The organism is Lysinibacillus sp. NPDC056959, from assembly GCF_042674095.1.
Lineage (GTDB): Bacteria > Bacillota > Bacilli > Bacillales_A > Planococcaceae > Lysinibacillus > Lysinibacillus zambalensis.
The window spans coordinates 90,079-105,543 of sequence record NZ_JBHURE010000004.1; the positions used below are offsets into that span (position 1 = coordinate 90,079).

The window sequence follows — 15,465 nt, forward strand, 5'->3', positions numbered from 1 at the left end:
ATAGTGAGGTCAAATATGTCGGGTTGATTCAGAAGAAATACCTATTTATTTAGAAGGCAGTGAACAGCAAGGAACTGATAATCACTAGGTGAAACACATAACAATATCAAAAAGACATACTTCAATTGCGCAAATGGCAATAGAAAGTATGTCTGCTTTTAAGCAGATGAACTAGGGATGCTTGTTTTAACTTCTTTCAGCAAATGTCTTTGGTAGCGCCAGCTACAGATGTCTTAGGTAGCGAAAGCAAAGCGTCAGCTACAAATGTCTTTTGTGCCGATCGTGAAGCTACAGGCAAAGAAGTCTACCGCCTCTATAAGTGGTGAGATGAATGTGGATTTAAGTTACTTTTCAGCGGGTGTTCAAACACCCGCTGAAAGAAGTTAAAATCTATTCCGGATGCAATTATGCCGAGGTATAATTGATAACACTCTAGAGCTCCGAAACTAGGCAGATTCTCCCTGTATCTATGCCAGTTGGACCATTAAACCCTGGAATTGTATCGATTACTGTATTTGTTTCAATATCTATGACAGACACAGTATTGTCAAGTTGATTTGTGACATAAGCAAGTGTTCCATCAGGCAAGATGGTTACTTGGTCAGGAGATACTCCTACAGGGATTGTAGCAATTACTAAATTTGTTATTGTATCTATGACAGATACAGTATTATTACCTTTATTTACAATGTAAACAAATGCTCCATCAGGCGTAATTGCTGTTCCAACAGGTCCTGTTCCAACAGTAATTGTACCAACTACCGTATTTGTTGCAGTACTAATGACAGATACTGAGGCACTATTTTCATTTGTAAGGTAAGCAAATTGTCCGTTCGGTGTAATAACGATTGATCTTGGACGAATACCAATTCCCATAGTGATAGTAGCAACCACGGCATTTGTAGCTGTATTTATAACGGATACTGAACTGGAGTTTTCGTTTGCAACGTAAGCGAACGCACTATCCGGAGTAAAAGCTATGCCCTGAGGTTGGAGCCCTACTGGAATAGTAGTAATTACGGCATTTGTAGCTGTACTAATGACAGATACTGAGTTAGCTCCAGCTCCATGATTTGATACATAAACAAGTGTTCCATCTGGTGAAACCGCTACACCAAGAGGTTGAGATCCTGGTGCCAATGGAATGGTAGTGACTACAGCATTTGTTGCAGTATTAAAAACCGTAACATTATTCGAGAAGAGAGCTGGGACATAACCAAATGCTCCATTTGGTGTAATCGCTATTTCAAGTGGAGCCGTTCCTACTGGAATGTCAGCGACTATCGTATTTGTACCTGTATCAACTACTGATACCATATTATCAGGAGTAGCTAACTGACCAGCGTCTGTAACGTACACTAAAAAATGACAAGGTGGAGGAATTGGTGGTTCTGGTATAAATGGTGGCTTACAACGACAAGGGCAACAAAAACCACAACAACGACAATGACAACTTGGATTTGATTTAAACTTGAACCTGAACGTTTTATTATTTTTATGTTCGTTTCTCACGATACACACCCTTCCTATTATATATTGACACTATATGCAAACAGATTTATATTGCTTGCACGTTTTACCTAAACCAAATATTTCTGTGTCGAATGGTTGGTCATATGAGTTGCCGAGCATTCTTAGAAGGGTTCTTTAACCACATTAAATGTACAAGAATATAAGAAAAGCATGTCTGCTGATTGGAGCTTCTAAATAAAGGTCAATCAGTGACATGCTTTTATTTTTGTAAATAGAAATCGGGAGATAGTACCATAACGTGGGTTCATTTTCGTTCCGCCAGCAACAACAGTACCGAGGTTGGGCACGAAGATCAACTAATATTATTGTAATGTTTTAGCAAAGGCATCCTAACTTTTGATGATGAGTAAGAATATGCGATATCACCTTAATTGCCATTATCTTTTTATGGTAACAGGGTTCTATTTCTAGAGAACATTAATACTATAAGAGGTTACCTATGTCGCAATCTACCATTCAAAATTAAGAAGATATAAAAAATTATGAAACCTTTTACAAGCTGCATCCGTATAGTAGGTAATACAATGAAAAGGGGTGAACAACTTGACGCTATTTGGCTATTCACTCGAGCAGATCTTTTTAGTGGTATTAATTTTCGGGGGTCTTGCAACTCTTTTAATTATGTTTTTTGGTGATGCTGTCGAGGGCATTGGAGAGGGGCTACCGATTTTTAATCCAAGTGTCATTCTATCTTTCATTACGTTGATGTCAGCAACTGGGTTTATTTTAGAAAAATTAGCCTTCTTCCCTAGCGTTTGGAACATTGTTGCTGCTTGTATCATCGGAGCTATTTTAAGTGCACTATTTTATTTATTCGTTCTTGTTCCGCTACGATCGGCCGATGTTTCTTTAGCTTATACGGAAGAATCGCTTGGTGGCCAGTTAGGAAAGGTCATTGTCCCAATCCCGACAGACGGTTTTGGAGAAGTAGTTATTGAAACGACTAGCGGTATGATTTCGAAGCGAGCAACAGGTTTTGACAATGAGGCTATCGATTACGATACGACAGTACTTGTTGTAGAAGTAAAGGAAGGAACACTTTTTGTGAGATCTTATGATAAGAAATTTTTATAAAGGAGCGATATTTATATGTCAATGGAGATTTTAATTGTATTAGGGATTGTAGCCTTTGTTTTAATCGCACTAGTTGCACTGTATGTGACAAAGTATCGTACAGCGGGTCCTGATGAAGCACTGATTGTGACAGGTAGCTATCTTGGCTCAAAAAATGTACATAAAGATGAGTCAGGAAATCGTATAAAAATTATTCGTGGTGGCGGTACATTCGTATTCCCGATTTTCCAACAAGCACAGCCGTTAAGCCTATTATCTAGTAAACTTGATGTGACTACACCTGAAGTGTATACGGAACAAGGCGTACCGGTTATGGCAGATGGAACAGCAATCATTAAAATTGGTGGTTCTATTTCTGAAATTGCTACGGCAGCAGAACAGTTTTTAGGGAAGCAAAAGGATGAGCGTGAAAATGAGGCACGTGAAGTGTTAGAAGGTCATTTACGTTCAATCTTAGGTTCAATGACGGTGGAGGAAATTTATAAAAACCGTGATAAATTCTCTCAAGAAGTACAACGTGTAGCATCTAATGACTTGGCGAAGATGGGTCTGACAATCGTTTCCTTTACGATTAAAGATGTACGCGATAAAAATGGCTACTTAGAATCGCTTGGTAAGCCACGTATTGCACAGGTTAAACGTGATGCGGATATTGCTACTGCAGATGCTGAAAAGGAAACACGTATTAAGCGTGCTGAAGCATCGAAAGAAGCACAAAAGGCAGAACTTGAACGTGCGACTGAAATTGCAGAAGCAGAAAAAGAAAATCAATTAAAGGTAGCAGAATTCCGTCGTGAGCAAGATATCGCTAAAGCACGTGCTGACCAAGCATATGAACTTGAAACGGCTCGTGCAAAACAGGAAGTAACAGAACAAGAAATGCAAATTCGCATTATTGAACGTCAAAAGCAAATTGAATTAGAGGAAAAAGAGATTTTACGTCGTGAAAAGCAATATGATTCAGAAGTTAAGAAAAAGGCTGACGCTGATCGTTACGCTGTCGAACAAAATGCAGTTGCGGCTAAAATGCGTGAACTAGCACAGGCAGATGCGGAGAAATACCGTATTGAATCATTAGCACAAGCCGAAGCAGAGAAAATTCGTTTGGATGGTCTTGCAAAAGCGGATGCTGAGCGTGCAAAAGGGGAAACAGATGCGGATATTATTCGTCTTCGCGGTCTAGCAGAAGCCGAGGCAAAACGTAAAATTGCGGAAGCCTTCGAATACTATGGTCAAGCAGCTGTTCTTGATATGATTGTACGTATGATGCCAGAATATGCGAAAGAGCTTGCGAGTCCACTTGGCAATATTGATAAGATTACTGTTGTTGATACTGGCGGTGGGGAAGGAAGTGGCGGTGCCAATAAAGTAACTGCCTACGCAACTAATTTAATGTCAACATTACAGGAATCGTTGAAGGAAACTTCAGGGATTGACGTTAAAGAACTAATTGAAAGCTACGCAGGGAAGCATTCATTACGTCCTGAATTAGAGCAAATAGCAGTAGGCTTAGGAAAGCAAGTGCAAACTACAGATCATGAAACGCAAGAAGAAATAAAAGAAACAGTTGAACAAAAATAAAATTTTAGCCGCCTGATAGTTGTAATATCGGGCGGCTATTTTTGAGAAGTTTTTATTTTTCTTTCATTTGTTTCCATTCACTAGCGAGCATACCGTAAGCAACATGGTCGACATAATGATCATAAAGCCATTCTGCCGCACGAATCGTTCCCTCTTTTGTAAAGCCTAAGCGCTCAGGGATGGCACGGCTTTTTGCGTTGCCCACAGCAGCACGGATTTCGATCTTATTGAGCTGTAAATCCTCAAAAGCATATTGTAATAATGCCAGTACGGTATGCGACATAATACCGTGCCCTTGAGCTCCTTCGCTGAGCCAATAGCCAATAGCAGCGATTTTATTGCTATGATTTATCGTGTTGAAGCCAGCGACGCCAACAATTTCACTTCGAAAAATGATAACAAGAGAGAGGCTACTTTTTGCTTCATGTCCTTTAATACAGCCCTCTATATATGCTGTTGTATTGGTTATTTCTTTTGTGAAATCTAACCATGGCAACCATTCACGTAAATATGCTCGTGATGCATCTGTTAAGGCAAAAACAGCATGAGCATCTTCTAATTCGATAGTACGTAAAGATAGTTCTGGATTAATAGTAATTTGCAATGTTATTCCCCCCTTCATTATTTTAAAGCATCATGCGATAAAATAATAGTATCTATTACAGAACAAACGGAACTTGATAGTGAGTCAATAGCAATAATGTTAGGTGGTAGTCTTGTTAAAGGAATTATTGATGTATCTGTAGGTTTACCGAAGGATGTGAAAGTTGATGTTACGATGATTCAACAAATAGTTGAAGATTCAATTAAGAATGTTTTGGAAACAGAAAACGTAGCAATTAGTGGAGAAAAAATAACAATAAAAATTGAGAAATACTAACGGAGAAGTTCTTAAAGGATACAATCAACGATCAAACTTTGTTTCAAAACAGTTGGTTTCTTGTATATAAATAAGCAAACTGCATGTGAATGGTGCGTACCTGTGCAAAAGTAGTATAGGATCAATTTGGTTTGAGGTACATTTGACGAGAAATTGAAGGGGTTAGGAGTTATTCCTAAGCCTTTTATTTGATTACTACATATTCTAGCTATATAGAGACCTCTCTATTACTATAAAGAGAAAAGGGAATTTTTTCGAGTGATGAATTAGATAATCAGATCCAACTCTTTCCCCCTTATCCCGTATCATCAACTGAACAAACACCATTATATAGTGCTAATACTCCAGTAATCGCTTCACCACTTTCCACTCCAATTATTAAAATACCGTTGGTTCTTGCAGAACAAACACTTTAAATAAAATGAAGACATTGATCTGGAGCGTACAAAAAATAATTATGACCTAGTAGAGTCAGAGGAAAATTTGTATAAGCAGCGATTGGACGAATTAAAAGAGGGTGGTTCGAGAGTACAAAAGAATTCGGTCGTGATATACTCCAATATTTTAACGGTCCCTCAAGAGCAAGCTGAAAAATGGGGCGAGAAAAAACAGATGATTATTTTAAGGTTGCTACGAATTTTTCTGTAAGGAGTTCGGAAAAGAGAATGACATGCATTTGCACTTTGGGCCAGTCAATAAAGAGAACTGAAAATTGCAGGCACGAGTGGCAATGAGCAAAGCAAAAATTAATTACATTCATGATGCTTTTGAAGAAATTTTTAGAAGAACGTAGCTTTGATGTTGTGCGTGCTAGTGGCAAAACGAAAGAGAACAATATCGAAAACATTCATGAAAATTGTGGTTCTTTACGAGCTTTCGAACGGCGTCCATGCTTGGCTGTTAAACTTTGAAAAATGTTATCGCGATTGTTATGGATAAACATACAGGAGAAAAAACTTATTCCTCATAAAATGTACTATTAAGATAAAGGAGTCTGACTTGTGTATGAGCCTAAATAACAAAAGAAAATACAAACTTCATGCAATTCCTTGTTCTATGTGTTGTCCAAAAAGAAATTTCAAACTTCATGCAATTCCTTGTTCTATGTGTTGTCCACCTCCTGAATCATTAGCTACTAACATCCATGCTTTTATAGTAAACTTCACTACAACTGGACTCATTCCTCAGGGTACAGGGATACCATTAGATACTAATCTAATATTGACACCAGGAATAACACATACACCAGGTTCTAGTGTTATAAATATAGAAGCTGGTACTTATTGGGTCGAATATACTACCAAATCATCAGCCCCAACAGCTAATTTTGTATCTACTAGAGCTCTCCTTAATGGTTCTCCTATTGTTGGAGCCACTGTTGTCAGTCCTCAAGTAGCATCTGGAACGTTTCAAACTTTAAGTTCGGGGTTTCTTGTTGTAGCACCTAATCTTGTTAATACTTTGGAAATTGCAGCGGATTCTCTAGGAGGAAATATTTATAACTCTCAGTTTGCAAGCATTCCAAATGTATCTGTAAGAATTGTTAAAGTAAGTTAATAATAAAAAGAACATGAACCACTATGTTCAAGAGATTGTGAAGTAGAAAGAAAACACGCCCCAAAAAGGCGTGTTTTCATTCTTTTTTTGGGAGTTTGAAGTTTTGCGTAGGCTTACACTTAACCGATTGGTTTATTACATTTCTATCTAACTGAATTTTTCGGACGCTCTAATTAGGCAATATTAAAGGAAACTTTCTTATGAAAAGGCATTTGATTATATAATATTAGTTTTTATCTCCTTGCTTACTTCGAATAAGCCAATTGATAGATATAAAGTAACCAATTATAGGGGAAATTCCGTATCCCATTAGGATAACAGGGAAGTTTCCAAAAAATGTTGTTACTAATAATGTGAAAAAGTATATACCTAGACTAATTGATGTTATTTTTCTCTTTTTAGGTGGGAAAAAAATGAAAGGTATTATAAGAATTAAAAGTGAAATTAAAGAAATGATAAACCAGATTATTCCTAAATCCTTTGCCATAAACAAGATATCTTCAACATATGGGACAGGTGCTAGATCATCTAAAAAAACCCAAGAAATAATAACGAAAGTTAAGGGAATAAGCAACATAACAAGGCGGATAATATGTCTATTAATGTTACATATGAGTAAAACTAAAGTCGATATTACAAATGCAGTAACAGCTGACGCATCTGGTTGTAAAACTAGTAAAAGTGATATAGTAAGAACAATTATATAAGAAAACCACCATTGATTTTGTGATGAAAATGTACCAAGTAGTATAAGTAGTAAAGGTAAAAAAACACTAGATATATTTATAATAATTGGACCTAATGTAATCCACCTGTGAATGCTCTCTATACCTGAGTCAAAAAAGGTCAATGACAGTAAAAGAACAATTGTAGTAATCGGCAAATAGAGTTTTGTTTTTGTATTAGAGTTTATTTTTTTCTTTCTAAACATTATGAAGGATAGTAGGGTGAAAAGTATTGTAACGATAATATTTTGTAACCAGATACTTTTTGGAATATCGTTTACTTGCATAATGATTGCACCTATTAAAACAGTAGGAAAAGTTATAAGTGATAAATATTTGATTTTTAACATTGCATTCTCCTTAGGAAGTATTGATAAAGTATAAATAAATATTTTAGCATAGGAAGCGTTCTGTATCCATTTTGATTTTTTGCAATAACGGGGGAGATTTAATGAGGCTGGGGCAAAAGGGGATTTTAGCCAATGAAAAGCCCGAACAATAATTACGAAACGCGCATTCTGTGTTTCGTAATAGTTCGGGTATCCCAGCACTGAAAGTACATAAAAAAACAGACAACCAATATTAGTTATCTGTTTCCTCATTAGTCTTTGATTGTATAGCATTATTAAACGCTTCATCAAAAGCTTCTTTAATTTCCTAAATTGTATAGCCTGCCTGAAGTAATTCATTTGTTGTTCTTATTAGAATTACACTATAAATAACTCTTTCAAGATGAACTTATTATTTTTTAGCTCCTTCATCCTTTATAAAAACATTTATATTAAATTTCTGAATAGAATTATCGGTAATGGAATTAAATTCATCTATAGTCCATGACTGTGACTTAAAACGATAAGCCTTTTCTGAAAAATTGAAGATATCGGAGTTTATGTCCAACCCTTTATTAAATGTACTTTGAAACTGTGATAAAATAATATTTTTAATATCATTTTCAATTGCTTCTTTTTCAATATTTTTTGGATTTTCTCTGATTGAAGCTTTTATTTCTAAATTTATAATATATTTAGGAATTTTATTACCCTCAATTTCTATATGATAATCTATATTGTCAATAAACATAGAAACAGACTTATCCTTTATTGATAATTTCATTTTATTAAAATCCTTATTAAACCAATCGAGCCCTGATAGTTCTTCTTCGTTTAGCCACCCATTTAAATTTTGTTGTGAAAGAAAATAGGCACCACTTATTTTTAATATATTCTTAGATTTATTATCCTCCATCCAATAATCTTCACTAATTTTTATGGAAGGAACCATAATTGATCCAACTGGCTCATAATATCTTTTAATCATGTCTTGTACAGTGCTGGTTGAGATGAATGAATTAAAGAATAATTGTTCATTTGGATCATAGGGAAATGTTAATATTGGTGGTTTATAAAAAAGACCATGTACATTCATTATCTCTTTAATATCATCTTCAAATCCATAAGCTAAAGTATTGTAACGTAAATAATAATCCCTACTAAAAAAATCAAAAAATTCATCCAAATGACCATCCAATACATTTTTGGAAATAAAGAAAGTTTGTATATGTCCATAATACAAAGGGTTCACAGAATTCTTTTCTATATCATCGATTGCTCCCTGAATTGTTTCACCTTCTCCATGGCCAACAACAATTGGAGCAGGCTCAGACGCAATGCTGGGATCTGAGCCCGCTACATTAGTAAATCCGAAAGCTTGAAAATATAAATGATACTTATCATTAGAATAATCTATACCAAGCGCGGTAATATAAACTTCACTTTGTATTTCCTTCGTACCTAAACAACCGCCTAGAACAAATAATAAAGGAAAAATTAATGTTATTTTAAATGTGGAAGTATAGTAATGGGACATTTATAATCTCCCTTCTAAAAAGCAGTCAGTCTTTTATTTTGATTCTAAATGGCATTTTAAAAAAACCTTTAATAAGATTGGGTATACTAACTTTATTTAATGTAGAAAGGTAAGGATGCCCGAAACTTTCTAATGAAGAGATATATGTTAAGAAAAATAAGACGCTTAAAACAAAGCCATACATTCCAAAAAAGGAGGCAATTATTAACGTAGCAACTCTTATTAAAAATACGTTCCCTAGTATATTTTGATTAATTAATGTATAGCTAGATATAACTGTAAGTGCTCCAATTACTAACGTCGATGGCGATGTAAATCCTGCCCTTATGGCAGCATCACCAACTATTAAACCTCCTAAGACTGCAACGGTTTGACCTACAGCTTTAGGTAAACGTATTCCAGCTTCTCGAAAGAGGTCAAAAAAGATGAGCATTATAAGAATTTCGAACGAAGAAGAGACGGGCAGTCCAATTTTAGATGCAGATATCGATATTAATAAGGGAAATGGTAACTGGTTAAGTTGATGGACAGTTAATGCAATCCAAAAACCAGGTAAAAATATACTTGTTAGTAAAGATGTAATCCTTAACATGCGTGAAAAACTCACAAATAAAAAATTAGTTTGATCATCTTCTGCTGCTTTCAAAATAAGTAATAAATTTACTGGTCCAATTAAACAGCTTGGACTTCCATCTACCAATATGACAAAACGACCTTTATTGAGAGAATTTACTACAAAGTCTGGTCTTCCTGAATAATCAAGGAGGGGAAAGAGGCTCAACTTATCATAAAGTAATTCTTCAATATGATAACTACTTGCAATATTATCTACTTTTATTTTATTTAGTTTGTTTTGTACATTTCTCAAAGTGTTTTGATCAATATAGTTATCAATGTAGAGTAATAAAACTTTTGTTTTACTCGCATCTCCAATTGTGAAATTTTCGCATGATAAATTTTTACTCTTTAATCTCATTCTTATTAAAGAAAAATTTGTATCTATATTTTCAACAAATCCATCTCGTGGTCCTCTTAATGAAACTTCCATATTTGATTCTTCAATTGATCGTTCAGGTAGTTTAGCTATATTGGTTGAATATAATTTATTTGATTGAACATGATAAAAATATAAAAATCCTGTGAAAATTTTGCTATTTATTTCATCTGTTGAGTACTCATTTATCTCTTTTACCTCTAAATAACGATTTATTATTTCTACATCATATAAATTTCCTTGTTCAGCCAGGAGTCTAATATTCGGTAATAAAGAATTAAAATAAAGAACACTATCAATTAAACTATGGCAATATATAAAAATCACTTCGTGTTTTTCGTTATTAAAAATAAAGTATTTATTACTTATCGTTACATTTGATTGATGACTAAATTCTTTATAAAAATAGTCCTTATTATTACTAACTTCAGTCAAAGTTTTTAACTCCCTTTTGCTTTTTTTCTAATACATAGATACCCGAAATGAAAAAGAATAAAAACACAAAAATAAAAAGAAGATAAAAGTTTTTTATAAATGACAAAAAATCAGAAACAGACCAGGGGATTAATAATCCTATTGTTAAACATAGATAGCAAATGAATAATATTAATTTTCGGTTTTTGAAAAAGGAAGAAACAAGATACATAAATAAACATATGCGAATAAAAGCCATTGATAATATTTGGAGAACAGATAAAGAATCCATTCTTGTAAAGTACTTACCAAATGACAAAACCCTCCATTGTTCGTTTATAGGAAAAACCATTTTTTGTGTTACATAAATGCCGAATTCTGAGATAGTAGTCACAATGGTAATAAAAACTAATAATACAAATAGTATAGAGAAAACGAATATTCCTTTACTGTTCATCCTCTCTTTTACATAACCATTTAAAACAATTAAAATAAATCCCACTTCTAAAATACCGATACATATGTATAATATTCCCCATAAAATGGACGGAGTATTACTTGTATTTACTGGTAATATTAGTTCGTATTCATTGTTTATTGAGTTCCCTAAATTGAGGAGAACAAACAAAAAAATGTATAGTGTACAAATAATCAATGATTGGATAGCTATGGTTTTGATACCTTTTAGAGAACAATAAAAGCATATTAATATAAATAAAATAACTGTTATAAAATATGGGTAATCAGAGTTAAAACTTTCATCAGCCCAAATAATTGTAAATTTGAGGGAGACGAAAGTTGATGAAATTAAATAAAATATACATGAAGTAATTATTAATAAATAGAGTGGTTTATTAATTTGGACTGAACTTAATTCAAGGAATGGAATATGATTTAATGAAGATGTAATTCTAGAGATAAATAATGCAAAAAGAAATATTGGAATTAAACTTGCCAAGGCGCTTATCCATGCTTCACGTTCAACTACTGTGAAAATTGTGGGAATTAAAATAAAATGTGCTAAAAAACTAATGGATAAGAATAGCAAACAATATACATGTATTGGTTGTATAACTTTGTTCATTTTATCTTAAACCTCCTCCTAACAATACTCTCCATGTTTGTTGCCATCTAATCTAAATGGACATGTTTTAGTTTTTATTATTATGCTCAAATAAACTTCCTTATATATCTAAAAAAATTTCACTCTCTCCATAGCTCCAGATAGATCTAAAAGGGATAATCATCAATGATGATTTTAATAAATACGGGTTTTAAAGAATAAGTGATTTTCTAAATAAAAAAAACCGATTCCCTGAATAGTATGGAAATCGGTTTTTGGTTATGAAATTGAGTCAAATTAAATGAGAAACAAAAGTAAAGTGAACTTTTATTCGAGGATAATGTATATTTTTTATAGCTAAATGTACCGTTAATTTCTTATAAACAAACATGGTGAACGTAATGGGCTATTTCCCACTATGTTTTTTTAAGAAGGTAAGCGTTTTTCCTAGTGTTTGTTCAGCATGTGTAGTAGTAAAATCAAATTGATACTCATGACCTAGGTCAGTATTTGTTCCGTCAAATAAAACACTATCTACTTCCACACTATTCTTTTTGAGAATATCAATAAGCTCTGTTGATTGTGGGGCTAGTGGATCAGCATCTCCAACTGTCAAAAAGGTTGGAGGGTAATTAGGTGTTATATGGTTGACTGTAGACATCTCTTCTAGTCTGGAGAAGGACTTGAAATCTTTTTTTCCTGTATATGCCCAAAATACTGATTGGATACCTTTTTTTATTATTGGAGATGACTGAGTCCCTATTTTCTCCATATTATAAACACCACAGAATAAAAGAGCACCTTTTAACTGTTCTTTATCAACAGAAGGTAGAATATCCATTGATTTTGCTAGAGCTTCATTAGTTATTATCGCAATTGTTTGACTGGCAATTTGAGCCCCTGCTGAATCGCCACCAATAAATAAATGATTCATATCGCCACCATATTTTGAGACATTTTCTTGTAAATATTTAAGAGCTTGGTTAGTTTGTATGATTGGTCCCGGATATTTTTGTCCCGGTGCAATAGCATAGTTTATATTTGCTACTACGTATCCTTCATTAGCTAATGCCATTCCATATTCTTGAGTTTGTTCCTTACTACCCGAAACAAATGCGCCACCATGTATCCACATGATAACAGGGAGTTCTTTCTTAATATTTTTCGGATAATAAATATCTAATAGACTATTTTCAATTCCATGTTTATCATAAATAATATCTTTTTTAACACGGACTTGTCTTTTTATTATTTCAATGTTTTTAGGGGATGCAAAAGAATCCGCTTCGAAAAGCTGCTTGATAATAAAGGTATTAAGTATAGGTGTAAACTGTCCAATTATAAATATAAGCAATATAGGAATGACAATAATATAGACAGGGATCTTCCATCGTTTTTTCTGATAAAACTTATTTTTTGTTTTCAAATTGATTAACCTTACCTCATTACTTATTAATATGAAATTCACTTTAATGAAAAAAGAATTGGATGCGATCTACACTTCAGCAAAAGAGAGACCAGAGTGATTTTTTAACCTCTTCTTCCTTTTTACCTCCCACCACAAGATTTATCCAATTAGATGTATACGGTTGGTAATTTTAGGCTTTATCGAACCTCATATAACTGTATTATATCAAAATTCAATCCTAAACAGTGTGAAAAAACAATATGCATCCAATCTTAGGACGATTACGAATCAAGCGTCACTCACTAATTCCCTTGCTAGAATTCGCGCATTAATGGGCACTACTTTTGTTGATTGTAGAAATTTTAGGCCAGAAAAAAACTAATGAACAATATGACCCTTGTAATTTTCAGAGTTATTGGATTTTAAAAGATTCTTTTACTCTTCACAGCTAATAATGTATTATAGCAACTTTAATTGTTCGAGCATGCGCATAGCTAGAGAGGATTAGCAATGGCGTAATAAAATATGAATTTGGATGTAGAATAATATAGTGAGTATTTGGATACAGATGCAACAAATTATATAGTGCTTTCAAGTAAATTAGGTAGCATTATAAGGTATATAGTACATCTAAAAAATATAACATTTTCGAGTGCTTTTTAACTATTTTGTCGGTTATAATGAGAAAAAGACGAAATATGATTCTAGTTTCATAACTAATGATTCTTGAATTAGTCGTGTAATCTATGCACTATCGAAGGGGAACTAAGAATGTTTTTAAAAAAAGAACGGAACATATCAATTGGCGATCTTATTAAGTTGAGTGAGGCTCAATTGCAAATGGCTAAACAGGGTCAATTTGATTATGAGTATACATTAGCTTCAACAAATGATGAGGAATTACAACAGTTAGTACATAATTTAAATCAAGTAAATAGGCTTCGGCAAGAATCTGAAGATCAATTGCAGAAAAAATTGGGTAATGTATTGAAAAGTAATGAAATTGGTCTTTGGGAATTACAAGTATTGAACGGACGCTTGGATGATCTAAACAATGTTTTTACAGCTTCGACAGAATTAAAAGAGCTCTTAGGATTCGATAGTTATGCTCTTAAAGACAGTTTTCAAGATTTTTTGAAGGTAATTGCAGTGGCGCATCGTTCTGATTTTAAAGAGATGCTAGAGGAGAGTTTAGAGACACAAACTCGATTTAATATGGAGCATTTGATATGCTCTCGTGACGGTCAAGAGCGCTGGATACAGACTACAGGAATAGCTTCTCATCTTGTAGATGATCAGTATCAAATAATAGGTTCGATTATGAATATTCATGATAAAAAAATAAACGTGGAAAAATTACAGGGATATGTAACACGTTATGATTTAATCAATAAAGCACTAGTAGAAGCGCCATGGGATATGATTGTAGATCAAGGTGATCCGTTAAATCCACAGAATTCCTTTTGGTGGAGTGAACAATTTCGAAGAACATTAGGCTTTAAGGATGAACACGATTTTCCAAATATTATGAGCTCTTGGAGTGATCGCTTGCATCCAGAGGACAAGCAGCTTGCATTAGATGCGTTTAGTGCACATTTATTAGATTTTTCTGGGCGTACTCCATTTAAAGTAGATTATCGCCTTCAGTTAAAATCTGGTGAATATCGCTGGTTTCATGCAAGCGGAACAACGCTTCGTGATAGTGAGGGAGCTCCTTTGCGAGTGGCAGGAACTATTCGAGATATTACACATGAAAAAATGAAAGAGCAAAATGTACAAGAAACTATGACACGTATGGAGGAGTTATCAGCTTCTATTAATGAAATGGTTGTAGGTATTAATTCTATTACAATGCAGGCACAGGAACTGGCGAACACACAGGAAAAAACAACAGAAGCTGCTAATGATGCGAAAGGGGTAGCAGATGAAACACAGCTTATATCAAATTTTATTCGAGAGATAGCAGATCAGACAAATTTACTAGGGTTAAATGCTGCAATAGAAGCCGCACGTGCAGGAGAACAAGGAAAAGGTTTTGGTGTAGTAGCTGAAGAGGTAAGAAAATTAGCAGTTAATTCGGCTAAGGCAACAGGTAATATTGAATCAAGTTTAATGCAAATAAAGGTTTCCATTGATACAATTATTGACTATATGGATAAAATTAGTGAGCTTGCGCAAATGCAAGCGGCTCTAACAGAACAATTGAATGCCTCAGCAGATGAAATTGGTACAATGTCACAGGATTTGGTGGAATTTTCAAAGCAACAATAAAATTAAAGAGTATTTCGCTAGTCGATTATTTAACGTCAAGTGACAATAAAAAAGCTTTCATGTAAAGGTTAAATAGAGGAAATCTCCATTAAAATAACC

At 33.9% G+C, this 15,465-nt stretch carries 12 protein-coding genes; 5 read left to right on the forward strand and 7 right to left on the reverse strand.

Annotated elements, in window-relative coordinates; translation table 11 throughout:
- Window positions 1-432 precede the first annotated feature (432 nt).
- Window positions 433-1,512: a beta-propeller fold lactonase family protein gene (locus tag ACFTQ7_RS06645; RefSeq protein WP_386827833.1), complete on the reverse strand. Its 1,080-nt coding sequence runs from the start codon at window positions 1,510-1,512 to the stop codon at window positions 433-435.
- 564 nt (window positions 1,513-2,076) lie between these two features.
- Here ACFTQ7_RS06645 and ACFTQ7_RS06650 point away from each other — a divergent pair.
- Window positions 2,077-2,607, forward strand: a complete 531-nt coding sequence (locus ACFTQ7_RS06650) for an NfeD family membrane protein (RefSeq protein WP_079559881.1) — start codon at window positions 2,077-2,079, stop codon at window positions 2,605-2,607.
- A 15-nt stretch (window positions 2,608-2,622) separates the two neighbouring features.
- The gene (locus tag ACFTQ7_RS06655) at window positions 2,623-4,188 is read left to right on the forward strand and encodes a flotillin lipid rafts scaffold protein FloT (protein WP_386827834.1); all 1,566 of its coding nucleotides are present in this window, start codon (window positions 2,623-2,625) and stop codon (window positions 4,186-4,188) included.
- 52 nt (window positions 4,189-4,240) lie between these two features.
- Here ACFTQ7_RS06655 and ACFTQ7_RS06660 read toward each other — a convergent pair whose 3' ends face one another.
- Entirely contained in the window at window positions 4,241-4,792 is a 552-nt protein-coding gene (locus tag ACFTQ7_RS06660) for a GNAT family N-acetyltransferase (protein ID WP_386827835.1), read from the reverse strand.
- Window positions 4,793-4,888: 96 nt separating this feature from the next.
- Here ACFTQ7_RS06660 and ACFTQ7_RS06665 point away from each other — a divergent pair, with 96 nt between their 5' ends.
- Together ACFTQ7_RS06665 and ACFTQ7_RS06670 are read left to right on the forward strand one after the other, a co-directional pair.
- Complete coding sequence (locus ACFTQ7_RS06665) at window positions 4,889-5,068, forward strand: hypothetical protein (RefSeq protein ID WP_386827836.1); 180 nt, start codon at window positions 4,889-4,891, stop codon at window positions 5,066-5,068.
- Window positions 5,069-6,073: 1,005 nt separating this feature from the next.
- Complete coding sequence (locus ACFTQ7_RS06670; RefSeq protein WP_386827837.1) at window positions 6,074-6,625, forward strand: hypothetical protein; 552 nt, start codon at window positions 6,074-6,076, stop codon at window positions 6,623-6,625.
- Window positions 6,626-6,851: 226 nt separating this feature from the next.
- Here the strand turns inward: ACFTQ7_RS06670 and ACFTQ7_RS06675 are convergent, their stop codons facing one another.
- From ACFTQ7_RS06675 to ACFTQ7_RS06695, 5 genes are all read right to left on the reverse strand, one after another.
- Window positions 6,852-7,700 (reverse strand): hypothetical protein, encoded by an 849-nt coding sequence (locus ACFTQ7_RS06675; RefSeq protein WP_386827838.1) that lies wholly within the window; start codon window positions 7,698-7,700, stop codon window positions 6,852-6,854.
- A gap of 391 nt (window positions 7,701-8,091) precedes the next feature.
- Window positions 8,092-9,216, reverse strand: a complete 1,125-nt coding sequence (locus tag ACFTQ7_RS06680) for a Ger(x)C family spore germination protein (RefSeq protein ID WP_386827839.1) — start codon at window positions 9,214-9,216, stop codon at window positions 8,092-8,094.
- Between the two features lie 25 nt (window positions 9,217-9,241).
- Window positions 9,242-10,645, reverse strand: coding sequence for a spore germination protein (locus ACFTQ7_RS06685; RefSeq protein ID WP_386827840.1), 1,404 nt, complete (start codon window positions 10,643-10,645; stop codon window positions 9,242-9,244).
- On the reverse strand, window positions 10,638-11,708 hold the full coding sequence (locus tag ACFTQ7_RS06690) for a GerAB/ArcD/ProY family transporter (RefSeq protein WP_386827841.1): 1,071 nt from the start codon (window positions 11,706-11,708) through the stop codon (window positions 10,638-10,640). The genes ACFTQ7_RS06685 and ACFTQ7_RS06690 overlap by 8 nt, the downstream gene beginning before the upstream one ends.
- Window positions 11,709-12,093: 385 nt before the next feature.
- Complete coding sequence (locus ACFTQ7_RS06695; RefSeq protein WP_386827842.1) at window positions 12,094-13,113, reverse strand: alpha/beta hydrolase; 1,020 nt, start codon at window positions 13,111-13,113, stop codon at window positions 12,094-12,096.
- Window positions 13,114-13,866: 753 nt separating this feature from the next.
- Between ACFTQ7_RS06695 and ACFTQ7_RS06700 the strand changes: the two genes are divergently transcribed.
- Window positions 13,867-15,366 (forward strand): methyl-accepting chemotaxis protein, encoded by a 1,500-nt coding sequence (locus ACFTQ7_RS06700; RefSeq protein WP_386827843.1) that lies wholly within the window; start codon window positions 13,867-13,869, stop codon window positions 15,364-15,366.
- Window positions 15,367-15,465: the final 99 nt, after the last annotated feature.

Excerpts from the sequence above, each read along its gene's own strand:
- ACFTQ7_RS06655 (WP_386827834.1), top strand. The coding sequence starts at position 2,623 with ATGTCAATGGAGATTTTAATTGTATTAGGGATTGTAGCCTTTGTTTTA.
- ACFTQ7_RS06665 (WP_386827836.1), top strand. The coding sequence starts at position 4,889 with ATGTTAGGTGGTAGTCTTGTTAAAGGAATTATTGATGTATCTGTAGGT.
- ACFTQ7_RS06670 (WP_386827837.1), top strand. The coding sequence starts at position 6,074 with ATGAGCCTAAATAACAAAAGAAAATACAAACTTCATGCAATTCCTTGT.
- ACFTQ7_RS06675 (WP_386827838.1), bottom strand. The coding sequence starts at position 7,700 with ATGTTAAAAATCAAATATTTATCACTTATAACTTTTCCTACTGTTTTA.
- ACFTQ7_RS06680 (WP_386827839.1), bottom strand. The coding sequence starts at position 9,216 with ATGTCCCATTACTATACTTCCACATTTAAAATAACATTAATTTTTCCT.
- ACFTQ7_RS06690 (WP_386827841.1), bottom strand. The coding sequence starts at position 11,708 with ATGAACAAAGTTATACAACCAATACATGTATATTGTTTGCTATTCTTA.
- ACFTQ7_RS06700 (WP_386827843.1), top strand. The coding sequence starts at position 13,867 with ATGTTTTTAAAAAAAGAACGGAACATATCAATTGGCGATCTTATTAAG.